At 39.9% G+C, this 24,057-nt stretch carries 19 protein-coding genes; 10 read left to right on the forward strand and 9 right to left on the reverse strand.

Annotated features, from left to right (window positions below; genetic code table 11):
* Nucleotides 1-90: 90 nt before the first annotated feature.
* From BVH02_RS11385 to BVH02_RS11395, 3 genes are all read right to left on the reverse strand, one after another.
* A complete protein-coding gene (locus BVH02_RS11385; protein ID WP_086501580.1) occupies nt 91-1,470 on the reverse strand; it encodes a sensor histidine kinase in 1,380 nt (459 codons plus the stop codon).
* Complete coding sequence (locus BVH02_RS11390; RefSeq protein ID WP_086501770.1) at nt 1,467-2,135, reverse strand: response regulator transcription factor; 669 nt, start codon at nt 2,133-2,135, stop codon at nt 1,467-1,469. The genes BVH02_RS11385 and BVH02_RS11390 overlap by 4 nt, the downstream gene beginning before the upstream one ends.
* Nucleotides 2,136-2,708: 573 nt before the next feature.
* On the reverse strand, nt 2,709-3,962 hold the full coding sequence (locus BVH02_RS11395) for a PepSY-associated TM helix domain-containing protein (protein WP_086501581.1): 1,254 nt from the start codon (nt 3,960-3,962) through the stop codon (nt 2,709-2,711).
* 265 nt (nt 3,963-4,227) lie between these two features.
* Between BVH02_RS11395 and BVH02_RS11400 the strand changes: the two genes are divergently transcribed.
* Entirely contained in the window at nt 4,228-4,998 is a 771-nt protein-coding gene (locus tag BVH02_RS11400; protein ID WP_086501582.1) for a DUF6503 family protein, read from the forward strand.
* Nucleotides 4,999-5,019: 21 nt separating this feature from the next.
* Here BVH02_RS11400 and BVH02_RS11405 read toward each other — a convergent pair whose 3' ends face one another.
* Both BVH02_RS11405 and BVH02_RS11410 read right to left on the reverse strand, forming a co-directional pair.
* Complete coding sequence (locus tag BVH02_RS11405; protein ID WP_086501583.1) at nt 5,020-6,006, reverse strand: alpha-E domain-containing protein; 987 nt, start codon at nt 6,004-6,006, stop codon at nt 5,020-5,022.
* A 188-nt stretch (nt 6,007-6,194) separates the two neighbouring features.
* A complete protein-coding gene (locus BVH02_RS11410) occupies nt 6,195-7,619 on the reverse strand; it encodes a circularly permuted type 2 ATP-grasp protein (RefSeq protein WP_086501584.1) in 1,425 nt (474 codons plus the stop codon).
* 256 nt (nt 7,620-7,875) lie between these two features.
* Here BVH02_RS11410 and BVH02_RS11415 point away from each other — a divergent pair, with 256 nt between their 5' ends.
* The gene (locus tag BVH02_RS11415) at nt 7,876-8,781 is read left to right on the forward strand and encodes a YitT family protein (protein WP_086501585.1); all 906 of its coding nucleotides are present in this window, start codon (nt 7,876-7,878) and stop codon (nt 8,779-8,781) included.
* Between the two features lie 135 nt (nt 8,782-8,916).
* Here BVH02_RS11415 and metG read toward each other — a convergent pair whose 3' ends face one another.
* Together metG and BVH02_RS11425 are read right to left on the reverse strand one after the other, a co-directional pair.
* Nucleotides 8,917-10,977 carry a methionine--tRNA ligase gene (metG, locus tag BVH02_RS11420; RefSeq protein WP_086501771.1) on the reverse strand — a complete coding sequence of 687 codons (2,061 nt, stop codon included), beginning with the start codon at nt 10,975-10,977 and terminating at the stop codon, nt 8,917-8,919.
* 93 nt (nt 10,978-11,070) lie between these two features.
* The gene (locus tag BVH02_RS11425) at nt 11,071-11,703 is read right to left on the reverse strand and encodes a TetR/AcrR family transcriptional regulator (RefSeq protein ID WP_086501586.1); all 633 of its coding nucleotides are present in this window, start codon (nt 11,701-11,703) and stop codon (nt 11,071-11,073) included.
* Between the two features lie 268 nt (nt 11,704-11,971).
* Here BVH02_RS11425 and BVH02_RS11430 point away from each other — a divergent pair, with 268 nt between their 5' ends.
* The 8 genes from BVH02_RS11430 to BVH02_RS11465 all read left to right on the forward strand — a co-directional run bounded on the left by BVH02_RS11430 (nt 11,972) and on the right by BVH02_RS11465 (nt 19,903).
* Nucleotides 11,972-12,307, forward strand: a complete 336-nt coding sequence (locus BVH02_RS11430; protein WP_086501587.1) for a type II toxin-antitoxin system RelE/ParE family toxin — start codon at nt 11,972-11,974, stop codon at nt 12,305-12,307.
* Nucleotides 12,308-12,311: 4 nt separating this feature from the next.
* Nucleotides 12,312-12,611, forward strand: coding sequence for a helix-turn-helix domain-containing protein (locus tag BVH02_RS11435; protein WP_086501588.1), 300 nt, complete (start codon nt 12,312-12,314; stop codon nt 12,609-12,611).
* Between the two features lie 377 nt (nt 12,612-12,988).
* Nucleotides 12,989-13,954 carry a hypothetical protein gene (locus tag BVH02_RS11440; protein ID WP_111357137.1) on the forward strand — a complete coding sequence of 322 codons (966 nt, stop codon included), beginning with the start codon at nt 12,989-12,991 and terminating at the stop codon, nt 13,952-13,954.
* Between the two features lie 145 nt (nt 13,955-14,099).
* Nucleotides 14,100-16,553, forward strand: coding sequence for an NAD-dependent DNA ligase LigA (ligA, locus tag BVH02_RS11445; RefSeq protein WP_086501590.1), 2,454 nt, complete (start codon nt 14,100-14,102; stop codon nt 16,551-16,553).
* A gap of 148 nt (nt 16,554-16,701) precedes the next feature.
* Nucleotides 16,702-17,565, forward strand: coding sequence for a 4-hydroxy-tetrahydrodipicolinate synthase (gene dapA, locus BVH02_RS11450; protein WP_086501591.1), 864 nt, complete (start codon nt 16,702-16,704; stop codon nt 17,563-17,565).
* 1 nt (nt 17,566) lies between these two features.
* Nucleotides 17,567-18,877 (forward strand): exodeoxyribonuclease VII large subunit, encoded by a 1,311-nt coding sequence (xseA, locus tag BVH02_RS11455; RefSeq protein WP_086501592.1) that lies wholly within the window; start codon nt 17,567-17,569, stop codon nt 18,875-18,877.
* Nucleotides 18,874-19,062, forward strand: coding sequence for an exodeoxyribonuclease VII small subunit (gene xseB / locus BVH02_RS11460; RefSeq protein ID WP_086501593.1), 189 nt, complete (start codon nt 18,874-18,876; stop codon nt 19,060-19,062). The genes xseA and xseB overlap by 4 nt, the downstream gene beginning before the upstream one ends.
* A gap of 136 nt (nt 19,063-19,198) precedes the next feature.
* Nucleotides 19,199-19,903 carry a hypothetical protein gene (locus BVH02_RS11465; RefSeq protein ID WP_086501594.1) on the forward strand — a complete coding sequence of 235 codons (705 nt, stop codon included), beginning with the start codon at nt 19,199-19,201 and terminating at the stop codon, nt 19,901-19,903.
* 98 nt (nt 19,904-20,001) lie between these two features.
* On the opposite strand, the gene BVH02_RS11470 is transcribed toward BVH02_RS11465, so the two are convergent.
* Both BVH02_RS11470 and BVH02_RS11475 read right to left on the reverse strand, forming a co-directional pair.
* Entirely contained in the window at nt 20,002-20,502 is a 501-nt protein-coding gene (locus BVH02_RS11470) for a UpxY family transcription antiterminator (protein ID WP_086501595.1), read from the reverse strand.
* A 147-nt stretch (nt 20,503-20,649) separates the two neighbouring features.
* Entirely contained in the window at nt 20,650-24,054 is a 3,405-nt protein-coding gene (locus tag BVH02_RS11475) for an efflux RND transporter permease subunit (RefSeq protein ID WP_086501596.1), read from the reverse strand.
* Nucleotides 24,055-24,057: the final 3 nt, after the last annotated feature.

The raw sequence follows: 24,057 nt of genomic DNA on the forward strand, positions 1-24,057 counted from the left end.
TCTTAACTGGCAGAAAAGCGAAACAATAGATTGAGCTACAAAAATGGCTTTTAAACACCTCAATACACGAAAAACTCCCTTAAGATTGTCTTAAACCTCATTTACAAAAATCAATCGAAACGAGCTGCCTTGACCTTTTTGACTCTCCACTTTTACCCGTATATCCGACTCAAGTGCAAGTTTCTTCACAATAGCCAAACCCAGACCTGTACCCTGAATGGCACTTCCCATTTCATCCATTTCTCTATAGAAAGGATCAAAAATCTTATCCAATGACTCCATGGCCATGCCTTTCCCCGCATCTCTCACCAGAATAAAAGGTGCTCCATCATGCCGACCCACCTGCATTAGAACTCTAGTGCTTTCTGCAGAATATTTAATAGCATTTTGAGTGAGATTATTAAGTATCATCTGCAGGGATTTCTCATTGACCAGCGCAAATAGTGGTGTCAAAAGATTGGTCTCAAAGGCAATTTCCCTACCCGATTCTTTCTCTGTCTGCTTTGCAAAATTCTGAGTAAAAGAAATCAACTCTACTTCCTCCCTACTCATTTTCCCTTTTCCTGCTCTTGCAAGCGAAAGTAATTGATCTATCATCTCTGACATTCGATCTATGCTTCCCAAAGCCATTTTAACTTTTTCTACATATTCCTCAGAAGTTCTCGGCTTGCGAATCAAGACTTCGAGAGTTCCTCGCATCACCGCCAATGGTGTTCTCAACTCGTGGGAAGCATCTGAAGTGAATTGCTTTTCCCTTATCATAGATTGCTCCAGTCGTGCCAACAACTCATTTATTGACCGGGTGAGCTGGGCGATTTCATCATTCGGCTCCGCTACAGCAATTCGCTCATTGAGGTTGCTTTGAGAAATTAGATTGGTCTTCTGAATGATAGTTTTAATTGGCAGAATACTTTTACCTGCCAAAAAACGCATAGATAAAAAGAGGGAGATCAGAATGCCAGGATATAGAATTAACAGAATATTCCGAAGGTTAGTCAGCAACTCCCTTGCATCTTCAAAGGATTTGGCCACGAGCATGTAGCCCTCTTGCTTCCCAGCGTGATTCAAAGGTATCTGCATCTGACGCACTTCCCTGCTTCCAGTTTTCAAGGTCCAAGCCTCTTTTTTTATAGCCCTATCAGGATAAAAACTTAAGTGGTTTTCCCCAAGATTTGGAGATCTGTCCATGGAATTACCTTCCATATCCACGATTTCTATAAAAATAGGATTTAGCTGAATCTGGCTATGCTCCTGCTCCTGCCACTCATCTTTATGCACAAAGCGAATCTCTCCATTCACTATAAAAATTTGTCCTACATGCTTGTCAGTTTCCAACTTGAGCTCCCGATCTATGCTTTCTATTACCGTATAATTTACGACCAGATAGATAATAGCAAATACTACTAATACGATCAATGCAGTGACCAAAGTCAATCGACGTGCTATGCGTTCTTTATAGGAAACATTCATAAATCCTTTGCTATATAACCCACTCCACGCACCGTATGTATGTAATCTTCATTGGTCGTGAACTGAAGTTTTTTCCTGAGTGCATTCATAAAGACATCTATCACTCCGGTATTATAATCAAAATGAATGTCCCAAACATCTTCGATAATCTGCGTTCTCCGGCAAACCTGATTTTTATTCTTCATCAGATACTCAAGTAAAGCAAATTCCTTTTGGGTCAAGTGAACCTGTTCATCTCCTTTCAGTACGAGGTGCTTGTCTGTGAAAAGTGTAATCGGTCCTAAGGTGTATTTCTCTTCTGAATTTACCTTGGTACGTAATTGAACGCGGATTCTCTCCAGCAACTCCTCAAAGTGAAAAGGCTTTTTGATGTAGTCGTTTGCGCCGGCTTGCAATCCAGTGATCGTCTCATCCACGGTGTCTTTTGCCGTAAGAAAAATTACTGGAGTTATCGGAAACTGCTTGCGAAATTCCCGGCAGACCTCCACACCGCTTTTCAGAGGAAGCACCCAATCCAGTAGCAAGAGGTCGTAATCTCCACTTAGCGCCAAATGAAGACCTTTCTCTCCATTTTCGGCGATGTCTACCATATAGGATTCTTCCTCCAATCCTTGTTTTAAAAATCCGGAAATCCCCGGCTCATCTTCTACAACTAGAATTCGCATGATTGAGTCTCTTTTAACCACAAAAGCCACGGAGGTTACGCAGAGAGCATTAATTAGCCTTCCGTGGAACTGATCATTAATTGTAATCTCATCCACCTTTGTCAAGCCAGATTTTTTTTAATTACTATGCAAAAGTTAGCAATTCAATCTAAGGTCGGTAATTCTGTGGCTTAATATTCACTTAAAGTTATGGAGGACTAGTCAAAAGTCCCACTAGGGACAGGCTCTGGGTACAAAGAAAAATGCAATAAAACTTTGCAGTGCCTTTAGGTACGGTGCTTTAAAATATTTACAAATATTGCGGTACCTAAAGGCACAGCTAATGAACCTATTTAATTAAGCAACTTATAGTCAGTCCCTAAAGGGACAAGTTTAACACCATAGTTTGGGCTTTCACAAACCACGAAGCATTCTAACCCGAAAGGACGTAACCGTAATATCGAATTAAAGCAATACCAAATCCTGCTTCTGGAGAAGCAGGATAACCAGAGTTGCGCCCTCTGCGAAAACTCAGTGGCCTCCGCGGTAAAAAACAAAAAAAAGACCTTCCGATATCAGAAGGTCTTGAATACTTTACGCCATTTTAGCTACACGCTTTTCAATTGGCTTTTTCTTGGACGGCTTTTTCTTTCTTTTATTCCACCAGATCAATGTACCAGTGATAGGTAAAGATGTCGCAATCAAACATGCCACAAACCAAAGGAACTTAGAGAATTGCCCAAAAATATCTCCAATATGTAGTGACTTTACCGATCTACCGACCTGTTGACGGAAAGGCAAATCAGAAAATAAATTAGCTTCTGTGATGGATAGATCTGATGAACTCAAGGTCAATTGATCTGCACCGGCTCTTGCAAAAAAACCAGTTCTGTATTTGCTTACTCCAATAGGTTCAGAAGCATTGGAAGGAAGAGTTAATCTAATATTGCCTTTGTATGGAAGTTTTTCATTGGTTGTAGCCATAATATCCTCCAATGACAAAACCGATAGTGTTCCTTCTTCAACTTGAGCTACTAGCTCAGGTATAGCCTCATTCTTTGGCTTGCCTGTGTTATCAGCTTTTGTAACTGGCGCTTGATACGTATCCCAAGTCTTCTGCCAGCCTTCTCTGTACCAAGTGTAAGACCAGAAAGGTCCTGTTACTGACATGATAAATAAAAATATCAGAGAGTAAAATGCCAAGCTATTATGCAAGTCATGGTTGATCCGCTTCCAATTGCCAGACCATTTGATTTTCAGCCCTTGCTTCCAGCTTTTGACCTTATTTGGGACCCAAATCACAATACCAGTAATCACACCAAGTAAAAACAGTAATGTTGCTACGCCATTGATAAACCTACCCAGATCACGATTTCCTATGCTTTCCAGGATTGGTGTCTCTATTCTATCCAGTAACAACCATCTATGAAGACTAAACATATAACCCATAAATTCGGTCGTTTGTGTCTTATCAGAAGTATTTCCAAGTATTGCTCCAGAATATGGATTGACATAATAGGTGGTGCCTTTCCCCTCTTCCTCTGATTTCTTTAGGGTAAACTGCACACTTCGATCTGCCTCCTCATTCCACATCAGACCTATCACGTCTGCCTCATTGTTTATTTCCAAGCTATGCTTCAGCTCATCTGCAGACTTACGCTCTCCTGTCTCCTTCACGTAGTAAAGCTCTGAATCCATGAACTCGCGAATCTCTGTATTATACACATATATAGTACCGCTGAGACAAACAGCAACAACCACTAAGCCGGATATCAAGCCCGCATATAAGTGTACTTGATCAAAAATGTTTCGAATACTTTTCCAAGTGGAAGGTTTCTTGGGCTGCATAAAAAGAATAGTTTATTTAGACTGATAATAAATAGATAACCAAAAGTAAGGAAGATTTTTCTTATTTAGATTCAATCTAAGAAAGAATTAAAAAAAAATTCGAAGTTCATCTTCATCTGTTTAAATACTTACTATACTGGAAATTTTATGTATAGTAGATAAATTCTCATGCAGCAGTTAGAACTTTTGTGATTCTCAAAATGAAATTCTGACAATTGGTCAATTCTCCATTTCCTGCTACATTGAGATCTCAAACACCTTTAAAATGCGCAAAATCAGTCTAACCTTTGCTACTTCAGCACTGCTGCTTATCAGCTTTGCATGTCAGAAAGCGACAGAAAAACCACTTCCCGAGCTCACTCCAGAATTCACTGCTGTATTAGAATCACATGGAGATTGGCAAAAGTGGTACTATGCTAAAGCTGAGAGCTATGCTATGATTCATGAAACAATGATGATAAATGAAAGCTCTTTTGTGAATCTAGAAAGTAGAGAAATTAGAATCTCGAACCCAGAGTTTGAAATTGGATTCGATGGAAAGCAGACTTGGGTAAGCCCATCTAGAGAAGCATATAAGGGGAGATCAGTGAAATTCTACCATAACCTATATTTCTATTTCTTCAACATCCCTTTCATCTTCACAGATCCTGGTGTGACGGTAGAGCAGGTGGAAGACAAATCCATCAATGGGCAAAAATACATGACATTGGAAGCCACATTTGCCGCTAACACCGGAGCCAGTCCTGAAGATCAGTATTTCATGTTGATAAACTCAGAAACTAAACGCTTGGAGTATTTACTCTATGCAGTATCCGACAGTGGCAATCCCAACCCGTCATTAAATGCGCTAAAGTATGAGGACTACCGCAATTCAAATGGCGTTTATTTCCCTCGAATTCTAACCGGATATACATTTGAAAACGACTCTACAAAAAACTTAAAGTATCAAGTAAGTTTTGACGACCCCCTGCTTCTGGATGAAGCATTTGACTCGGAAATATTTGAAAAACCAAAAAATGGTATTTTCGCTGACTAGAGATTTAAGCATTTCTAGCTTTCAACCTTGAGATTGACTTTGCGGTTGGGAGGTATTATTCGATCTTATTGTAAAGAAGTTAGCATCTACCTCCATGGAAATTCGGTTTATTTTCATTTGAAGGTCATCCAAGTATTCGTGTAAGCCAAATCCAATAATCTCACTTACCTCGGCAAATTCAAGCTTAGAACGAAGTTCACCTATCGCTTTTTCGGCTGAATTCAAATAGCCACCACCCGAATTGCCTGAAATGTTATGTAGGCATTTTTCTGCTTCTTTGATGCAGTGGTAGATGGATCGCGGAAAGTATTTATTTAACACCAAGAACTCCACTACATTGGAAGAATCAATGTTTCCATACAATCTTCGGTAGGTATTGAATGCTGTAACTGATTTCAACAATGCCATCCAATGAAGGAAATCTAGTGGCGTCCCTACCTCTTGATCCGAAGGCAATAAGATATGATACTTCACGTCCAAAATCCTGGAGGTCTTATCGGCTCGTTCCAAGAATTGCCCTAGCTGCCTGAAATACCAACCATCCACTCTAGCAACACTACTATCAGCGATGCCATAAATCAAAAGAATTTGGTTTTTGACTTTTTCAAAAAATGGTCTTGGGTCTTCTTTTTTCCATACTTTCTTTTCCAAACCTTCCTGCATCATATAATAGAGCTCGTTGGTTTTCTCCCAAGTCTCCTTACTTAGATTTTCACGGATAATTCGGGCATTTTCACGAGCATTAGTGATCGCAGAAAGCATGGAGTTAGGATTTTCAGCATCAAAACCCAAAAAGTATAATACCTGGTTTTTCTCATACCCTGTACATTTCTTCTCATAAATAGGTAAATCACCTGTGGCTGCAATCAGAGGATGCCACTGCTCTTTTAGATCTATGGGCAGATCTTGCATCAGATTGAAATTCACATCAATAAATCGTGCATAGTTCTCTGCACGCTCCAGGTATCTTCCTAGCCAATAAATACTATTTGCTACTCTACTTAGCATATTCTTGTTCTTTAAATATAAGGTGTATTCGCATTTGTAACAGTAAATGGGCAAAAGCGACTTATTAAATGATAATCAAATACAATGTGGCTTCTTCGGTCACCCATCATCGGACTCCTGATAACTATCGGGACGACCTGACAAGCAAAGAAAATAGAGTTATAGACATAGCTGACCACAACAAATTTTTAATACAAAACCCACGTATCCTTACTTCCTCCACCCTGTGAACTGTTCACAACAAGGGAGCCTTTTTTCAAAGCCACTCGTGTAAGTGCCCCTGGGATTACCTCTATTTCCTCACCATACAATATATAAGGTCTCAAATCCACATGCCTTCCGCTTATTCCTTCCTCTGTCAAAGTCGGAACGGTGGAAAGTGAAAGTGTAGGCTGAGCGATATAATTTGTAGGATTATTCTTTATCAGCTCGCGAAATTTAGCATGCTCTTCCGGTGTAGCTTTCGGGCCAATCAGCATCCCATAGCCCCCTGCAGCATTGGTTTCCTTCACTACCAACTCTTCAATATGATCCAGCACATATTGTCTGTCATTCTCCTCTCTGCAGAGGTAAGTAGGAACATTATTCAGAATTGGCTCTTCGCCTAAGTAGTATTTGATTATTTGTGGAACGTAAGCATAGACCGCTTTATCATCCGCTACGCCAGTTCCGGGTGCATTTGCTAAAGCTATATTACCCGCTTTATAGGCTTCAAAAAGACCTGGAACTCCGAGCATAGAATCAGGATTGAATGTCTCTGGATCCAAAAATGTGTCATCAATTCTGCGATAAAGCACATCGATTTGCTGCAAGCCTTTCGTAGTTTGCATGTAAACTCTCTTGTTCTCCACTATTAAATCTACTCCATTCACTAATTCTACTCCCATTTGCAAAGCGAGGTAGGAATGCTCGTAGTATGCAGAATTATAAACTCCAGGAGTAAGCACACCAACAACTGGTTTTGGCTTATCTGAAAGATTCTGGAGCATCCGAAGGAGTTTAGTCGGATAGTTAGAAACAGGCATTACACCCTTTTGATTAAAAATATCTGGATATACACGCTTGATAATCTCGCGACTTTCCAACATATAAGACACTCCGGATGGACATCTAAGATTGTCTTCTAAGATGTAATACTCCCCATCTTTACTTTTCACCAAATCCGTCCCGGTGATATGGCACCAAATACCTTTTGGCGGCGTAAGGCCTATACAAGGCTCAAGATAATCCCTGCTTTTCAGAATCAGATCGGAAGGCACTATCCCATCTTTCAAAATCCTGCGCTCATTGTAAATATCCTGAAGAAACATGTTTAGAGCTTGCGTTCTCTGCTTTAATCCTGCCTCCAGTTTCTTCCATTCTGAATTGGGAATAATCCTTGGAATAATATCCAAATGGAGAATTTTTTCCAACCCTTGATTATCATGATATACATTGAAAGTCATCCCCATTGAGCGCTGAGTCTGATTTGCTGAGTGCTGTAATTGGCCCATTTTCCGAGAGCTAGTCTTCTTTAGATGATTAAAAATCTCATCATAATGCGCTCTAATCTCCCCGTCTTCGGTGATCATCTCATCATAGTGCTCTCCTGCGTTGTATCCGTCGGTCTTCATAAGTTTATCATATCATAAAACAAGCTTCAAAAAGATAGAAGAAAAAGAGTAATTGTCAAAAATTATAGGAAAACAGACCTAATCTTTTGTCCTAATCTATTTACATATTGTTGAAAATATGATTCAATAAACACCAATTTCTCAATCAAGTTAATGGCTAGTTTAACTCGCTCTACATTTTTAAGTTAAGAATTTATTCTTGGTTTAGTTTATTTTGATAGCATAACAGTTGCTTAAAAAATTATACTTTCGAAGCATGGTTAAAAGACTTTTAAATATTCAGGACTCAGGTTTAGTGAAGCGGATTACGATTTGGAGGCAAATCAAGGACGGAATATTCATCGCGATTGGGGTAGTGATGGCGAGTATTGGTCTAAAAGGCTTTCTCCTGCCAAATGGATTTTTCGACGGTGGGGCCATGGGTATGTCACTACTCTTGGAAATGCTGACCCCGGTCAACTTGTCTGTTTTGATCATCTTAGTCAATCTGCCCTTTATTTTGCTAGGGGCGAAACAGGTTTCAGTGCCTTTCGCCATCAAAAGTACACTCGCAATTTTAGCACTGGCGCTATTAGTTCATTACATAGAAGTACCTGCAATTACTGCTGATAAATTACTGATTGCCGTTTTTGGAGGCTTCTTTCTAGGAAGTGGAATTGGATTTGCAATCCGAGGCGGGGCGGTAATAGATGGCACAGAAGTTTTGGCAATTTCTGTGAGTAGGACATCCAGCCTTACTGTTGGTGATTTTATCACAGTTTTCAATGTTTGTCTATTTATTGTCGCAGCAATCTTTGTCGATTTAGAGACAGCCATGTACTCGATGTTAACTTATTTTTCGGCTTCCAAAACGGTCGATTTCATCATCAATGGCGTAGAAGAATACCTTGGCGTGATGATCATGTCTCCTTTTGCAGAAGATATCAAGCAAATGATCTCTCATGGCTTAGGCCGTGGAGTCACTGTACTTAGATCTGATGGAGGTTATGGGAAAAATGCTGAATCTCTTCCCGATAGAAAAGTCCTTTTCTGTGTAATTACCCGATTGGAAGTCACCAAGATGCTGGTGGAAATACAAAAAATAGATGCAACAGCTTTTGTGATTCAATATCCTATCAAGGACACCAAAGGTGGGATGATTAAGAAGAGGCCGCTTCATTAGACCTAAGTAACAAGTAGCAAGACATTAGACTTTTGGAACAAGAAAAAAGGGCGAATAATTATTCGCCCCTACTGATATCATGAATCTTTGTTCTACTATCTAAAATCTAGATACTTGATACTAATGTCTTACTACTTATGAAATGGTCGATCCACTCGCAGTTCCCTCATGTGGCACCATTAGCTTCAGTTTTCCGTCTTTGTCTTCAGCCATCAGGATCATACCTTCAGAGTCGATTCCCATCATTTTTCGTGGAGAGAGATTAATTAACATAGTTACTTTTTTTCCAACCAAAAACTCTGGCTCGAAGTGCTCTGCTACCCCGCTCAAAACAGTTCTCTCTCCAAGACCTATGTCTACTTTCAACTTGAGTAGTTTCTTAGATTTAGGCATTTTCTCTGCTTCCAAAATAGTTACCACACGCATATCTAGCTTTGCAAAATCCTCGTAGGTGATAATGTCTTTCATTGGTACTACTGGTATATTTTCCGCTTCATTCATCTTTTTAGAATCTAATAATTTTTGCACTTGTTTTTCTACAATTTCATCTTCGACTTTCTCAAAAAGAAGCCCCATCTCTCCGAGGGAAACCCCCGTTTTTAAAAGCTCTCCCTGACCCGCTTCAGACCAATCGATCTTTTCCATACCAAAAAGACCCACTAGTTTCCCAGCAGTATGTGGTAAGAAAGGCTCCGAAAGTATTGCCAAATTTGCAGCGATATTCAACGCTATATTCATGATCGTCGCTGTCCTAGCTTCGTCTGTTTTGATCACTTTCCAAGGCTCAGTATCTGCAAGGTATTTATTGCCCAAGCGAGCTAACTCCATCACGATGCCCAATGCCTCACGGAATCTGTAGCGCTCGATGGAAGAGGCAATTTTCTCAGGAAACTCAGCTAGCGCATCCAAAACCTCCTGATCGTAACCAGTCAATTCTCCTCGCTGAGGAATGATTCCTTGGTAGTATTTATGAGTCAACACCACCGCACGATTCACGAAATTCCCGTAAATAGCAACCAGCTCTGAGTTATTTCTAGTCTGAAAGTCTTTCCAGGTAAAGTCATTGTCCTTAGTCTCTGGCGCATTTGCTGTCAGGACATAACGCAGCACATCTTGCTGTCCAGGGAACTCTTCCAAATACTCATGTAGCCAAACGGCCCAGTTTCTGGAGGTAGAGATTTTATCTCCTTCCAAATTCAAAAACTCATTTGCAGGCACATTATCCGGAAGGATGTATTCGCCGTGAGTTTTGAGGATCGCTGGAAAGATAATACAGTGGAAAACGATGTTATCTTTCCCGATAAAGTGTACCAACTTGGTGTCTTTATCTTTCCAGTAAGGCTCCCAATCGATTCCTTTCTCTGCTGCCCATTCTTTCGTAGAGGAGATGTAGCCAATCGGCGCATCAAACCATACATAAAGTACTTTGCCCTCAGCATCCTGCAAAGGAACTTTGATCCCCCAATCCAAATCACGAGTCATGGATCTAGCCTGCAAACCTTCGCCAGCTTCTAACCAAGAACGACACTGACCGAGTACATTGTTTTTCCAATCATTTGCATGATCTTCAAGAATCCATTCTTTCAGAAATGCTTGATATTTTGCCAAATCTAAAAACCAATGTTTGGTTTCCTTCAAGATGGGCGTTCTACCACTCAATTTGGACTTTGGATTGATGAGCTCAGTAGGGCTCAGAGAGCTACCGCATTTCTCACACTGATCTCCATATGCATTTGGGTTGGCGCATTTCGGGCATGTGCCTTCTATGTATCGATCAGCCAAAAACTGATTGGCATCCTCATCGTAATATTGCTCAGTACTTTGCTCTAAAAACTCACCTTTTTCATACAAATCCTTAAAAAATCCCTGCGCTGTCTCGTGATGAATAGGCGCTGAAGTTCTGGAATAATGATCAAAACTGATCCCAAATTCCTGAAAGCTCCCCTTCATGATCTCATGATAGCGATCAACGATTTCTTGAGGTGTTTTACCCTCTTTCTTTGCTTTGATTGTGATCGCTACACCATGCTCATCGGAGCCGCAGATGTAGGCTACATCTTTTCCCAAGCTTCTTAAATAACGCACGTAAATATCTGACGGAATGTAACATCCAGCCAGGTGACCGATGTGAAGTGGCCCGTTGGCATAAGGAAGCGCCGCAGTAATTGTATATCTTTTGAAGTGGGTATTGCTCATCTTTGATCTAGGATTCGGATTAGTCAAGACTGCCATTAAATAATATTTCCAGCAGAATTAGGCCGCAAAGATAAGAAAATCGATTCAACGCAATTAGGCATTTGCAAATTCATTGCGCGCCTCATCAGTCAAAATACCTGAGTAGATAATAGTGATCGCCTGATCATACATTTCTGCGGGCGATATCTTTACTCCCCTTTGGATATCGTCTGGAAACTGTGCTAAAAACTTGGGATCCATGAGCGATTTCACAGCAGATGCATACAGCATCACCACCAAATTAATGTTCACAGATGGCTTGATCAAACCTTCGCTAATGCCCTGTTCCATCAATTTTTTTACTCGGATATAAGCTGATTCATTGATGTACTCCTCTAACCCTCGCCAGATATCAGGCGCTTGCTCTCTGATATCTTCGAAGAGCTCAGGATTAATCGGACCAAGTACAGAAGCCATAACTATCAAAGTTGATTTGAGTTTGAGGGGAAAAGATATGTACCTATTCTCTACAATTGCCTCAACTTTGGCTGTGAGTTTAGTTCGCGTTAACTCAAAAGAAGCAGCAAGCAACTCAAGTTTGCCTGGATAATATTTATAAAGTGTCTTTTTGCTCATCCCTAACATCTGAGCGATATCATCCATGGTTGTTTGCCGATAGCCCTTTTGCATAAAAAGTTTATACGCTACATCTAGAATCTTGCTTTCAATACTTGCTTTATTCGGCATAGGGGTTTTTTAGGGACATGGAGGGCAAAGATTCGAAATAATAGAAGGATACACAAAGGAAATAGTTTGGCTGGAAGACCAAATTAGTTGGTGTTCGATTTTGCTCGCGGCGGCGCAATGAGTGTAACCTTAGAGTATTTTTTGAACCTTGAAGATTTTGTACTTAAAAGTTATCTGTCTTCTGATTGCTCTAAAGGAGACTTCAAATCATCAGCAAAAATTCAAATTAAAAAATTGTTAATGTTACCTTTTAAGATAACTTTGATAAATGAATAGAAGAATAATCTTCTACGAAAATTACTTCATAGAATTCTACCGAGAGCAAGATCAAAAAGTAAAAGGTAAAATCCAGTATGTTTTCGAATTGATTAAACAAGTTGACCGTGTTCCTGAAAAATTCTTGAAGCATTTATCTGGAACGCATGGACTCTATGAAATCCGCATCGAATACCAGTCTAGTATTTATCGGATTTTCTGCTGTTTTGATGAGGGACAGCTAGTTGTTCTGTTTAATGGTTTCCAAAAAAAATCACAAAAGACACCTCGAAAAGAGTTAGAAAAAGCGGAGAAAATAATGAGAGATTATTTTGAAAGTAAAAACTGAAACTATGAACGATTATAAAAACATAAAGACATTTGATGAATTGATCGACCTCGAACATGGAAAAATCGGCACACAGAATCGCAATAAATACGAGGAAGGTTCCCAAATGTTCATTGTAAGTGAAATGCTAAAATCAGCACGCAAAGAAGCAAAACTGACTCAAGAACAGTTGGCTGAGAAAGCAGGCACAAAAAAAAGCTACATTTCCAAACTCGAAAACGGAAAAGGGAACATCCAACTTTCTACACTAATCAGAATTTTTGAGCAAGGATTGAACAAGAAAATTGGATTAACATTTTTATAATTTCATCAAGCCATCATTTCAGTTTTTAATTCTGAATACAAGAACGAGAGTCCTTATTGACAGAATTTTCTATCTTAAATACTGAATCACCTTATCCCAATTGGACGATTGTACCTAAATGAAGAACGTTCATCGAATTTTGACCATCGTTCCTTCATTTTGGTAGAATTATCTATCCGGGAAAAGAACGTAGTTACATTTTTGACCGACCTTGGTGCAAATTGCATGAACGATGGTTTGTAAGGAAAAATCAAAATGCCGTTCAAATATCTCAAAGATAAGGTTCTAATACGGATAGATTAGGCATTTAAAATTACTATTTTGTGTTAGGAATATCTTTCCAAAACATCCGCCCAAACCAGATTCAAGTTCTTAAAATGACAATAACAAGTCGATATAACAAAGTGAATGCGATAGTAATCCCAGTACTGATTATTATTCTACTGGCTGCAATAGGCTATTTTACTGCTTTTCTTTCTTTCCTAGACTTAAACAACGGAAAAGTAGATTCAATTTTTAAAACGCCAATCTACGGAACTGTTCTTCTATGTGTAGTAATTATTGGTCTGGCTATTCATAACATAAAAACCTGTAAGACGATCAAGATTAATAGCAAAGGAATAATGCTCAGCACCTTATTCAACAAAGAATCCATCAAGTGGAATGATATTGATAAAATTGAGTTGTTTGGCAAAAGTCAAGTCAACACTTCACCCATAGATACGACCAACCTGATACTCAAAAGTGGAAAGCAAATAGACATCATGGCTTCTTATTATGAAAATATGCCAATCATGCGAAAAACGTTTGAGCATGTAATTGATTGCCTCAATACCCAAGCCCCAATCGAACTAAATATAAAATCAGACACCTTGAAAGCAGATTCTATAGAATTGGTGGATAAGGCTAACATGACAAAATACAGTGGTAATCATTTCCTCTCATTCAACGGAATTATACTTTACGGCTTGAATGCCTTTACCCTTTATATGATAATAAACTCACCCAACTTTTTCATAGCCTTATTTATTGTATCCATCATCATCTTTGCCTTCACTTATGGGTATTTAGGGCATCAACTGCATTATTTTTATCTGGACAAAAATCACTTGCTAATGAAAAATCATATTTGGCCATGGGTAAATTACAACTATAGAATTGACAACATTAAGCAGGTTATTTGTGAAACTCCCTATAAAAGATCAACCTCTTTAAGAGTAATTACAATAGACTATAATTCAAAACATTATTCAGGAGGCAGCTTAAAAAACAGCACCTGGAAGGTACTATTACATGATATCCAAAGCTTGAATATCGAAACAAAAAATGAAGCCCTTTATTAATTGATGCTTTAGACCCTTATAATAAAAACATCCCAAACCCCTTCCTGCCTTACATTGCAACACTTCCCGGTTAAAATGCCTGTACAGATTGCTCTTTCCGGATCGAAATCCTATTTTTACGAGCCAGAATTTCCCCACAAAGCCCATGAATACACAGGAAGCCGATCAGCGAATTTCTCAACTCACCCAGCAGATCAATCATCACAATAATCTTTATTACCAAGATAGTAATCCTGAAATCTCTGATTTTGAGTTTGATAAACTATTGGAGGAATTGATCCAGCTGGAAACATCTTTCCCTGATTTGCTGGATCCAGATAGCCCAAGTCAGCGCGTGGGCGGGACGATCACCAAGGATTTTCAGACGGTCGAGCACAGCACTAAAATGCTCTCCCTAGGGAATACCTATTCTGTGGAAGAATTAATTGCATTCGATGAGCGCGTTTTGAAAGGACTGGGGCATTCCAACTTCGAATATTTCTGCGAGATGAAATTCGATGGCGTTGCAATTAGTATAGTTTATGAAAATGGACGCTTAGCACGAGCAGTTACTCGTGGTGACGGATACAAAGGAGATGATGTCACAGCAAACGTGCGGACAATTCGTAATATCCCTCTGGAGGTAAAAGGTGATAATATTCCTGTATTATTTGAAGTGCGTGGCGAAATCTTTCTACCGCTCAAAGAATTCCAAAAAATCAATGCGGCCCGGGATGAGGCTGGGGATTCGTTGCTTGCAAACCCTAGAAACGCAGCTTCCGGAACGCTAAAGATGCAGGATTCTTCAGTGGTAGCCAAGCGTAGATTGAACTGCTATTTCTACCAGTTACTTGGTGATGAACTGAGCGTAAACACTCATTCTGAAGCTATATCACTGATAGAAACTTGGGGCTTCAACGTCTCGCAAACCTATAGAAAAGTTGTGAATATTCAGGAAGTCATCCACTACATCGAGGACTGGAAAGATAAACGTCACTCCTTACCTGTAGAGACAGATGGAGTTGTTTTAAAAGTCAATAATTACGACCAGCGAGAGGAACTCGGCTTTACAGCCAAGAATCCCCGATGGGCGATATCTTTTAAATATAAAGCAGAAAATGCGGAGTCCGAACTATTGTCCATCACTTATCAGGTAGGACGAACTGGAGCGATCACACCAGTAGCAAATCTTTCACCAGTAAGCCTTGCAGGCACGACGGTGAAGCGCGCTTCCCTTCACAACGCCAACGAGATTGAGCGCTTGGGTCTCCATGAAGGTGACTTTGTCTTTGTGGAAAAAGGTGGGGAAATTATCCCTAAAATCACGGCAGTGAATCCAGAGAGAAGAAACAACGAAGCCAAACCAATATCCTACATTACCCACTGTCCAGAATGCGGAACTGAACTGGAGCGCAAAGAAAGCGAAGCCAAACATTATTGCCCAAATGCAGCATCCTGTCCACCTCAAGTACTTGGCCGAATTGAGCATTTCGTATCTAAGCGAGCGATGGATATTGATTCGATGGGAACAGAACGGGTCCGTGCATTAATAGATCAGGGATTTATCATCGATCCAGCAGACATTTATGAGCTGGAGGCCCGAAAAGAGGAGCTTCTGGGTCTGGAAATGTCCCAAGATCAATATGAAACTGAAGGCGATGGTTTGCTTTATATCACTTTGGAGAAAGCACTTTATGCAGTCACAGAAGGAATCACGTCGAAGCAGGTTCATGATTTCTTAGTCGAGAATACTGAATTACCTCTCACCTTGGTTTTAAAAGCTTTCCAAGAGCAAATCCGGAAATGGAAGAAAAAAGTACCTTCCAATACAGCAATGATCGATTATTTGATTTCAAATTTGAAAGATCACCACCTTCCCAAATTAGAAGATTACGTGCCTGTAGCGGTAGTGTTAGATCTCTTCCTCAGTAGGAAAGTAGATTTCCAACAGGTATTAGAAGTGAGCAAAAAAGAAGGGACTGTTCACGCTATTCTGCTAAAATTAAATCTTGACCTGAGTCAAGATTTAACAGATCGCATCAAAAAACTCAAAGCAAACACCTTCCAAGATGGTGTGATCAAAAACATGATGGAGGGAATTGCTGTCTCTAAAAACCAGCCTTTCGAGAAAGTTCTTTTCGCTTTGGGAATTAGAAATATAGGAGAAAACACCGCTCAATTACTTGCCAAGCATTTTGGAACTATCGAAAAACTGGAAGCAGCTACTTCTGAGCAATTACTAAATATCAACGGCATAGGCGAGACTCTTGTGCTTAGCTTACAGGACTTTTTTGCGCAGCCAAAAAATAAAGAAATCATCTCCAGACTGAAGGGATTTGGTTTAAATCTCGAAATTCATGAAAGTGAATCAAGCAAACTAGGCAATTCTCTGGAAGGAAAACGGATTTTGGCCAGCGGAAAACTTATCCATTTCAAACGAGACGAGATCAAAGATGCGGTCATCGCTCATGGTGGGCAGTACATTTCCTCGGTTTCAAAGAATTTAGATTTTATCATTGAAGGCGATGACATGGGACCAAGCAAAAAAGAAAAAGCGCAGAAATTAGGTGTGAAGATGATAAGCGAGGAAGAATTCTTGAAGATTATAGAGAAGGCATAGTTGTTACTTTTCAGTATATAGTTTCAGTTGGATTTCATCAGATCTAAGACTAAATACTGTGACTGATCACTTGTATCTCCCTTTTTTTCCAAAACAGTATTCCAATTCCTCTCATCCCATTATCTTTAGCCTCCCAAACCTTATAAACATGAATCAACTCAAAGGAACCGGCGTAGCCCTTGTCACCCCGTTTCACGATGATCAATCAATAGATTTCGATGGACTTAAAAAACTCATCGATCATGTAATTGATGGCGGAGTGGACTATTTGGTGGTTTTAGGTACAACCGGGGAGACTGTTACGCTTACTTCTGCTGAAAAGAAACAAGTGTTAAAATCTTGTCTAGAATATAATGCCGGGCGAGTGCCTGTAGTTTATGGCTTGGGAGGGAATAATACCATGTCAGTATTAAATGATATTGCAGGAACAAATTTCGCTGGTATTACTGCTATTCTTTCGGTCAGCCCATATTACAATAAACCTACTCAAGCAGGGATTATTGAGCACTACAAGGCGATTGCGGATGCATGCCCAGTTCCAGTGATTTTGTACAATATCCCAGGCAGAACGATGTCTAATATTACTGCTGAAACAACTCTAACTCTTGCCGAACATTCTAATATCATCGGGATGAAAGAGGCTAGCGGGAATTTGGAGCAATGCATGCATATCGCTGCATCCATGCCGAAGGGTTTCTTGCTCGTTTCCGGTGACGACCTTATGACCAAAGCGCTTTATAGCATTGGTGGATCTGGGATCATTTCTGTGATGGCCAATGCGTTACCAGCAACTTTTAAGGCTTTATGCCATGGAACTGAAGATAAAAGTCTGCAAGCGGCATTTTCACTTTTACCGCTGAATAACCTGATGTATGCAGAAAGCAATCCTGTGGGAATCAAAAACCTACTGTACCACTTGGGGATTTGCGGAGATCAAGTTAGACTTCCTATGCTTCGCGCCAGTCTAGACCTGAATCAAAAAATCAAGGCGGAATTCCAAAAATTGAAGTAGCATGCAAAATGCAAGATCGATATCTGAACTCAATCGGCTAATCCAACAAGCCTTGGAGACGGAACTTGATCCGGTGATTTGGGTAGTTGGCGAAATCGCGGATTTTCGTCAGGCTCCTCAGGGACATGCTTATTTTGAACTGGTAGAAAAGCAAGGGAACACCGTACAAGCGAAGATCAAAGCCAATCTTTGGTCGTTTGCCTATCGCTCAGTCGCAGCTAGATTTGAATCCATAACTGGTTCCAGCATCAAAAATGGAATGAAAGTGTTAGCGCAAGTCGCGGTCAACTTCCATCCAGTGTATGGGTTGAGTATCAACGTGAAAGACATTGACCCTTCTTTTTCATTGGGTGAAAGAGCTAGAGTCCGTCAAGAAACTATAGATAGACTGACGAAAGAAGGTTTATTGAGGCTAAATGCGAGACATTTACTTCCTGCCGTAATTCAAAAAATTGCGATCATTAGTAGTCCTACAGCAGCAGGATATGGTGATTTTGTAAATCAACTTGAAAATAACAGCTACGGCTATCGAGTTTATCACAAACTTTTTCCTTCTGCAATGCAGGGAAATGAAGCAGTGGCTTTCTTGATTAAAAGTCTAGAACAAATAGAAGCTGTAAAAGATGAGCTGGGTATAGAGGCGGTAGTGATGATACGCGGAGGTGGAGCCCAATTGGATTTAGATTGCTTTGATGAATATAGGCTTGCTGCCAAGATCGCTAATTTCCCCATACCAGTACTCACAGGAATTGGGCATGAGCGAGATGAAAGTATAGCGGATTTGGTAGCACATACCCAACTTAAGACACCTACGGCAGTGGCAGAGTTTTTACTTTCTGGATTCAGAGAATTTGAGGAAAATCTAGGCATAGCGATGCAAAGACTAGATAGAGCCACTCGTCAAAAACTCAATGAAGAGCAATCCAAAGTACATCAGATCACTCATCAGGTAAAAGCACATTCTGAAAGCCGTATGAAGTTGGAGGCTGAGAAACTTAACGCAGCTTTTAATAGAATCCGGGTTTCAGGTAAAAATATTTTGCAAATTCAGGAAAATACTCTGGCTAGTTTTGAAAAAAACATAGTAAGGGGATTGAATGGCTTTTTGCAAAAACAAAAACAAATTATAGATTCCAAGGAATTAGTGCTTCGTCAATTGAATCCAGCCATTATTTTAGCCAGAGGCTATACGCGGACAGAAATCAAAGGTAAGCCGATTACTACTGCTCACATCCAGCTTGGAGATGAATTGCAGACACATACATCCAAGCAAAAAATCAGTAGCATAATTACACAAATTGAGGAAAAATGAGCGAACTAAACTACAACCAAGCTATGAGCAGGCTAGAAACAATTCTGGCTGAACTTGAAGAAGGTAAGAAAAGTGTGGATGAACTTTCTGAACTAGTAAAAGAAGCTGCCGAGCTTGTTAAAACCTGTAGAAACAAATTAAAAACGACTGAGGAAGACATTCAGAAGGCCTTTGATGGTGCTTAGTATTATGTATTTGTTATACACATTTCTGTAGATCTCTGCCTTTTTTACAATTTCATGTAGTGTATTGGCATATTTGTTGCCCAAAATAACACAAGTCCTACTATCAAGTCATTTACTCTTTTTAGGATTCGTAGTTATGTTAAAAAAAATCAAACTCTCCGCATTCATTCTTTTCCTTTTCGCAGGCATGCAGTTGTCCGCCCAAAGTTTTTACAAAGAGATGCAATCAAAAGATAATATTATCAGTATAGGAATAGGTCCATCCTTCGCATATCTTGACAATGGAGGACAGTATAGAGATTATAATTTCGAACTTAAGCCTTCTATCTCCGCCTCATTTTCTAAAAGATTAACAGATAGGTTTGAGATCAAAGCAACGGGTGGAGTGCAGTGGATTACGAGTGGAGGAAATCCTAGTACTACTGCTACCAATATATGGAAAGCTAATAATTCCTCATTTACAGCCATCGGCTCTGTTTACTATTTTGATGTGATGCCCAGCATGTATTTAGTTCCATTTGGAAATCACATGAACCGAAGCTTATTTAACTTTTACGGTGGATTTGGATTAGGAGTAATGCATTCGAGCACTGAGCAGACCAAATCATTCAATTCAGAAGAAAAACCAGGTCGCGAAAAAATAACCACGGGTTACGTTCCTATCAGAGTTGGTCTTAGCTACTCACTCGGTCCATTATCAGATATTGCTTTGGAAGGCTCAATGCTGGCTTCATTCACAGACAATTTAGATGGAAATGTTGGCGTCAATAAATACAGCGACCACCTCGTTCAGGGTCAGATAGTTTTTAGAAGATATCTCTTCTCCACTTTTGATAGATAGAAAAATCAAGTAATTAGTGATATCTTGGTTCGAATCTGCGACGCTATAAACAGCTCAGTGGCATAAAAATTCGTAATCTCATCCCAGGAGATCAAAAATTAAATTGTTACCTCTAAAAATTTTCGAGGAACCGAAATCAATAAATTTTGATAAATTCCGGGAATACGAACTAGGAAATAATCTTTATTTCCTTTCTCAATCACCTCTCCAGTCATATTTTGTAAGGGTCCGCCTATTACGACAACTTTTTCACCAAGATCTATCGATGACCCGTCTGATTCCACTCCTACACCAGTGTCAATTACACGCTTGATAATGTCCAAATCCTCCTCACGAATAGTAGCATGCTGTCCCGAAAAATGCACAAACTTAACTGCGCTGGGAACCTGAAGACACTCCCAAAGCTTATTACGAGTGGTCTTGACAAAAACATAACCATTAAACATTGCACGCTGTACTTTCTTTTTTCGATCAGACCACTGCCGAAGCTCCTCTATCATAGGTAAATAAACTTCAAATCCATTATCTCTCAAACGATCAGCCACCTTCTTTTCTGATCGTGAGGCTGTGTACATCACATACCACTTTACTTCTTCCATCAATTAATTCTACTATTTGGGTGAGCGAATTTACAAATTCCATCCCTTACATCCTTTAAAGTGAAATGTTAATGTGCTCAAAAAGCAAAAAACCTCCGAGACATAGCCTCGGAGGTTTTAAAAAAAAAACCACCAACCTTAATCCAATCAAGATTTAAGTTTGCTGATTCTCATATTGAGTTTATCTGCCAACAAATACATGACTGGTACGATGACTAACGTAAGGAATGTAGCAAAGGTTAGCCCAAATATTACTGTCCAAGCCATCGGTCCCCAGAAAGCTGCATTATCTCCACCTACATAGAATTGGGGATCAAATTCAGTCAGCAAAGTTCCGAAATTAATATTCATACCTATCGCCAAAGGAATTAATCCTAAAACAGTAGTAATTGCCGTAAGCAACACTGGTCGTAATCTAGTCTTTCCAGACTCTATGATACTTGCTACCATCAATGGATAAGGCAAACATTGCTTTGGCCCTAAATCTAGCTCATCTCTCTTTCGCTCACGAACCAGATTAGTATAATCTATCAGTACTATCGCATTGTTTACCACTACACCTGCTAGAGATATAATTCCAATCCCAGTCATAATGACCACGAAGTCCATATTGAATATTACTAGACCTAAGAATACTCCGATCGTACTCAAGACAACGGAAGCCATGATGATAAAAGGCGTTGTGATAGAGTTAAACTGAGCTACGATAATTAAGAATATCATTGACACGGCGATACCTAATGCTCCTAGCAAAAAGTCCATTGACTTCTGCTGCTCCTCTTGCTCACCCGTGTATTTGACAGAAATCCCGTCAGGCACCTCAAAATTTTGGAGTGCTGCCTGAATCTGTGCATTCACAGCAGTTGGATTATACCCATCAAGCACGTTAGAGAAAATCGTAATCGCTTTTTCTAAATCCTTTCTTTTCACAGAACCATAGGTGGAACCATACTTTATATCAGCAACCGCCGAAATAGGAACTTCTCGCTTATCTCCAAATTTATCTCTAAAGCCAATTTTTTTGTTAACAAGGGTATTTATATCATATCTGAAATCTTCTTTTAATCTCAATTGAATAGGATAATCGTCCTCTCCCTCTTTGTATTTAGAAACTTCCAGTCCAAAAAGAGATGTACGTAAGTCAGTGGCGATCTCGGAAGTAGAAAGACCAAATCGTCTTGCTTTATCCCTGTTAATATTTAAGATCACCTCTGGATTCCCCAATGACAAATCTGACTTCAATTCTTCAACACCAGGAACATTTTGATCATTGAGGTATTCCTTGGTTTTATTGACAAAAGCAATTAGCTGATCGTAATCTTCACCCGCAAACTCCAAATTGATTGCCTTCCCTACTGGAGGACCATTGCTTTGTTTATCTACAGTCACAAGTACGCCCGGGTATTTATCCGCCAGCACTCGGATCTTCTCCATGGCGCCGTTGGTATTAATCCCCTGTCTGTCTATATAGTCCACAAAACCTATGGTGATCTTAGCTTTGTGTGGCGTAGGCTGACCACTTGGTCCTTCCATAGGATCGCCCGTTCCTTCTCCCACTTGAGAGATTACCGATTCCAAAATATTGGTATACTCATCGAGTGCTTCCATTAGCTCATCTTCCATTACATCCACAAATTCATTCGTGGCCTCGATGTCCGTACCTATAGGAAACTCAATAAAAACGTTTACCAATTGAGGCTGATTGTCCGGAAAGAAAAGCACCTGAGGAGCCCTCACAACCAGCAAAACTAATGACAGAACAAGCAATAGAACTGTACCGCCAAGAAAAGCATACGGCTTTTTCCCATTAAGGGCATACAATAAAGATGACTCGTAGAAATTCTCCATCTTGACCAGAAAAACTGTCTGGAACCAACGGATAGCTCTTCTAAGAACGAACACATTGAAAATAGTCAGCACACAAACAATCAGCATTAAGGACCCCATAGCCACCCATCCAATGATGTAAAACAAGGCGGAGAGAATTAGAAATACTCCAGCTACAATAATCGATTTCTGCTTGGGCTTATTCACGCTCACGTCTTCCACTTTCATGAAAAGTGCTGTCAAAACCGGATTGATTACTAAGGCTACAAAAAGAGAAGATGACAGCACAATTATCAAAGTGATCGGGAGGAATTTCATAAACTCACCTACCGTATCCTGCCAAAATGCTAAAGGTAGAAAGGCCGCCAAGGTAGTAGCTGTAGACGTTATAATCGGCCAAGCAACTTCTCCTACGCCTTCTTTTGCCGCTTGAGTCGCACTTTTTCCTTCAGACATCAGTCGGTAAATATTCTCTACCACCACGATCCCGTTATCTACAAGCATACCTAATGCTAGGATCAAGGAGAATAGCACCATGAGGTTTAGCGTAATCCCAAATGCATTCAATATCAGGAATGAGATAAACATGGAAAGCGGAATTGCTATTCCCACAAAAAGTGCATTTCTAAATCCTAGGAAGAACATCAACACCAATACCACCAAGATTACCCCGAAGATGATAGAGTTTTCCAAGTCACTTACTTGAAGTCTCGTAGCCTTGGACTGATCATTAGTAATACTAATCTCTAGATCCGGAGGGAATCTATTTGCTTTGGTTTTATCGATTATCTCCTTGATTTTATCAGCTGCATAGAGCAAATTCTCACCACTTCTTTTTACTACGTTTATCGTCACTACTGGGAGATTCTTACTTCTAGCGTAGCTAGTTCTCTCTTTGTATGTATCCTTTACCTCTGCTACATCTCTGAGGTAGACAATCTTCTGACTATCTGTTTTGACAATGATATTCAGGATTTCCTGAGGGTCGGTAAACTCGCCATCGATACGAAGCGTGCGTTGAAAATCTCCCGATCGAATATTACCACCAGAAATAGTCACGTTTTCTGTTTGAATTGCTGTAGCGATATCATTAAAACTTACCCCTACTGATTCCATTTTATAGGGATCAGCATTGATTTGAATTTCTCTTTCAACAGTTCCAGCTAAGTCAGCTTTCGATATTTCGGAGAGTTTCTCAATTTCATCCTCTAGGTACTCACCAAATTTTTTCAGTTCCGCCTCAGAATAATTTCCTGAGATATTTACATTCATGATCGGGAAATCCGACGTATTGATTTCCAATACATTAGGATCTTGATCTAGGTCTGTTGGCAACTCACTTTTGGACTTGTCCACAGCATCCTTTACATCCTGAATCGCCTTAGAGATCTCCACGCCAGGGTTGAACTCAACTACAATAGAAGAGAAATCCTGAACAGAGGTTGAGGAGATGTTTTTCACATCGTTCAGAGACTTCAGCTCTTTCTCTATAGGTCTAGTAATCAGATTTTCCATATCCACTGGTGAATTACCAGGATAAGGCGTTCCTACGTAAACTGTAGGTATTACAATCTCAGGAAAGCTTTCCTTCGGCATGTTGCGATATGCACTCAAGCCAAGGAAGGTAATAATCAGCGTAAGAATCACCACTGAGGTGGAATTATCCACCGACATACTGGATAATCCGAACTCGCGTGTTTTTATTGGTTTTTGATTTTCCGCCATCTT

The sequence above is a fragment of the Algoriphagus ratkowskyi genome (assembly GCF_002150505.1).
Taxonomy (GTDB): Bacteria; Bacteroidota; Bacteroidia; order Cytophagales; family Cyclobacteriaceae; genus Algoriphagus; species Algoriphagus ratkowskyi.

What these genes read in the sequence shown, in the direction of transcription:
- BVH02_RS11385 (WP_086501580.1), bottom strand. Translation starts at nt 1,470, where the DNA reads ATGAATGTTTCCTATAAAGAACGCATAGCACGTCGATTGACTTTGGTC.
- BVH02_RS11440 (WP_111357137.1), top strand. Translation starts at nt 12,989, where the DNA reads ATGACAATAACAAGTCGATATAACAAAGTGAATGCGATAGTAATCCCA.
- BVH02_RS11430 (WP_086501587.1), top strand. Translation starts at nt 11,972, where the DNA reads ATGAATAGAAGAATAATCTTCTACGAAAATTACTTCATAGAATTCTAC.
- BVH02_RS11415 (WP_086501585.1), top strand. Translation starts at nt 7,876, where the DNA reads ATGGTTAAAAGACTTTTAAATATTCAGGACTCAGGTTTAGTGAAGCGG.
- dapA (WP_086501591.1), top strand. Translation starts at nt 16,702, where the DNA reads ATGAATCAACTCAAAGGAACCGGCGTAGCCCTTGTCACCCCGTTTCAC.
- BVH02_RS11395 (WP_086501581.1), bottom strand. Translation starts at nt 3,962, where the DNA reads ATGCAGCCCAAGAAACCTTCCACTTGGAAAAGTATTCGAAACATTTTT.
- xseA (WP_086501592.1), top strand. Translation starts at nt 17,567, where the DNA reads ATGCAAAATGCAAGATCGATATCTGAACTCAATCGGCTAATCCAACAA.
- BVH02_RS11405 (WP_086501583.1), bottom strand. Translation starts at nt 6,006, where the DNA reads ATGCTAAGTAGAGTAGCAAATAGTATTTATTGGCTAGGAAGATACCTG.
- BVH02_RS11465 (WP_086501594.1), top strand. Translation starts at nt 19,199, where the DNA reads ATGTTAAAAAAAATCAAACTCTCCGCATTCATTCTTTTCCTTTTCGCA.
- BVH02_RS11425 (WP_086501586.1), bottom strand. Translation starts at nt 11,703, where the DNA reads ATGCCGAATAAAGCAAGTATTGAAAGCAAGATTCTAGATGTAGCGTAT.
- metG (WP_086501771.1), bottom strand. Translation starts at nt 10,977, where the DNA reads ATGAGCAATACCCACTTCAAAAGATATACAATTACTGCGGCGCTTCCT.
- BVH02_RS11400 (WP_086501582.1), top strand. Translation starts at nt 4,228, where the DNA reads ATGCGCAAAATCAGTCTAACCTTTGCTACTTCAGCACTGCTGCTTATC.
- BVH02_RS11410 (WP_086501584.1), bottom strand. Translation starts at nt 7,619, where the DNA reads ATGAAGACCGACGGATACAACGCAGGAGAGCACTATGATGAGATGATC.
- BVH02_RS11435 (WP_086501588.1), top strand. Translation starts at nt 12,312, where the DNA reads ATGAACGATTATAAAAACATAAAGACATTTGATGAATTGATCGACCTC.
- xseB (WP_086501593.1), top strand. Translation starts at nt 18,874, where the DNA reads ATGAGCGAACTAAACTACAACCAAGCTATGAGCAGGCTAGAAACAATT.
- BVH02_RS11390 (WP_086501770.1), bottom strand. Translation starts at nt 2,135, where the DNA reads ATGCGAATTCTAGTTGTAGAAGATGAGCCGGGGATTTCCGGATTTTTA.
- BVH02_RS11470 (WP_086501595.1), bottom strand. Translation starts at nt 20,502, where the DNA reads ATGGAAGAAGTAAAGTGGTATGTGATGTACACAGCCTCACGATCAGAA.
- ligA (WP_086501590.1), top strand. Translation starts at nt 14,100, where the DNA reads ATGAATACACAGGAAGCCGATCAGCGAATTTCTCAACTCACCCAGCAG.
- BVH02_RS11475 (WP_086501596.1), bottom strand. Translation starts at nt 24,054, where the DNA reads ATGGCGGAAAATCAAAAACCAATAAAAACACGCGAGTTCGGATTATCC.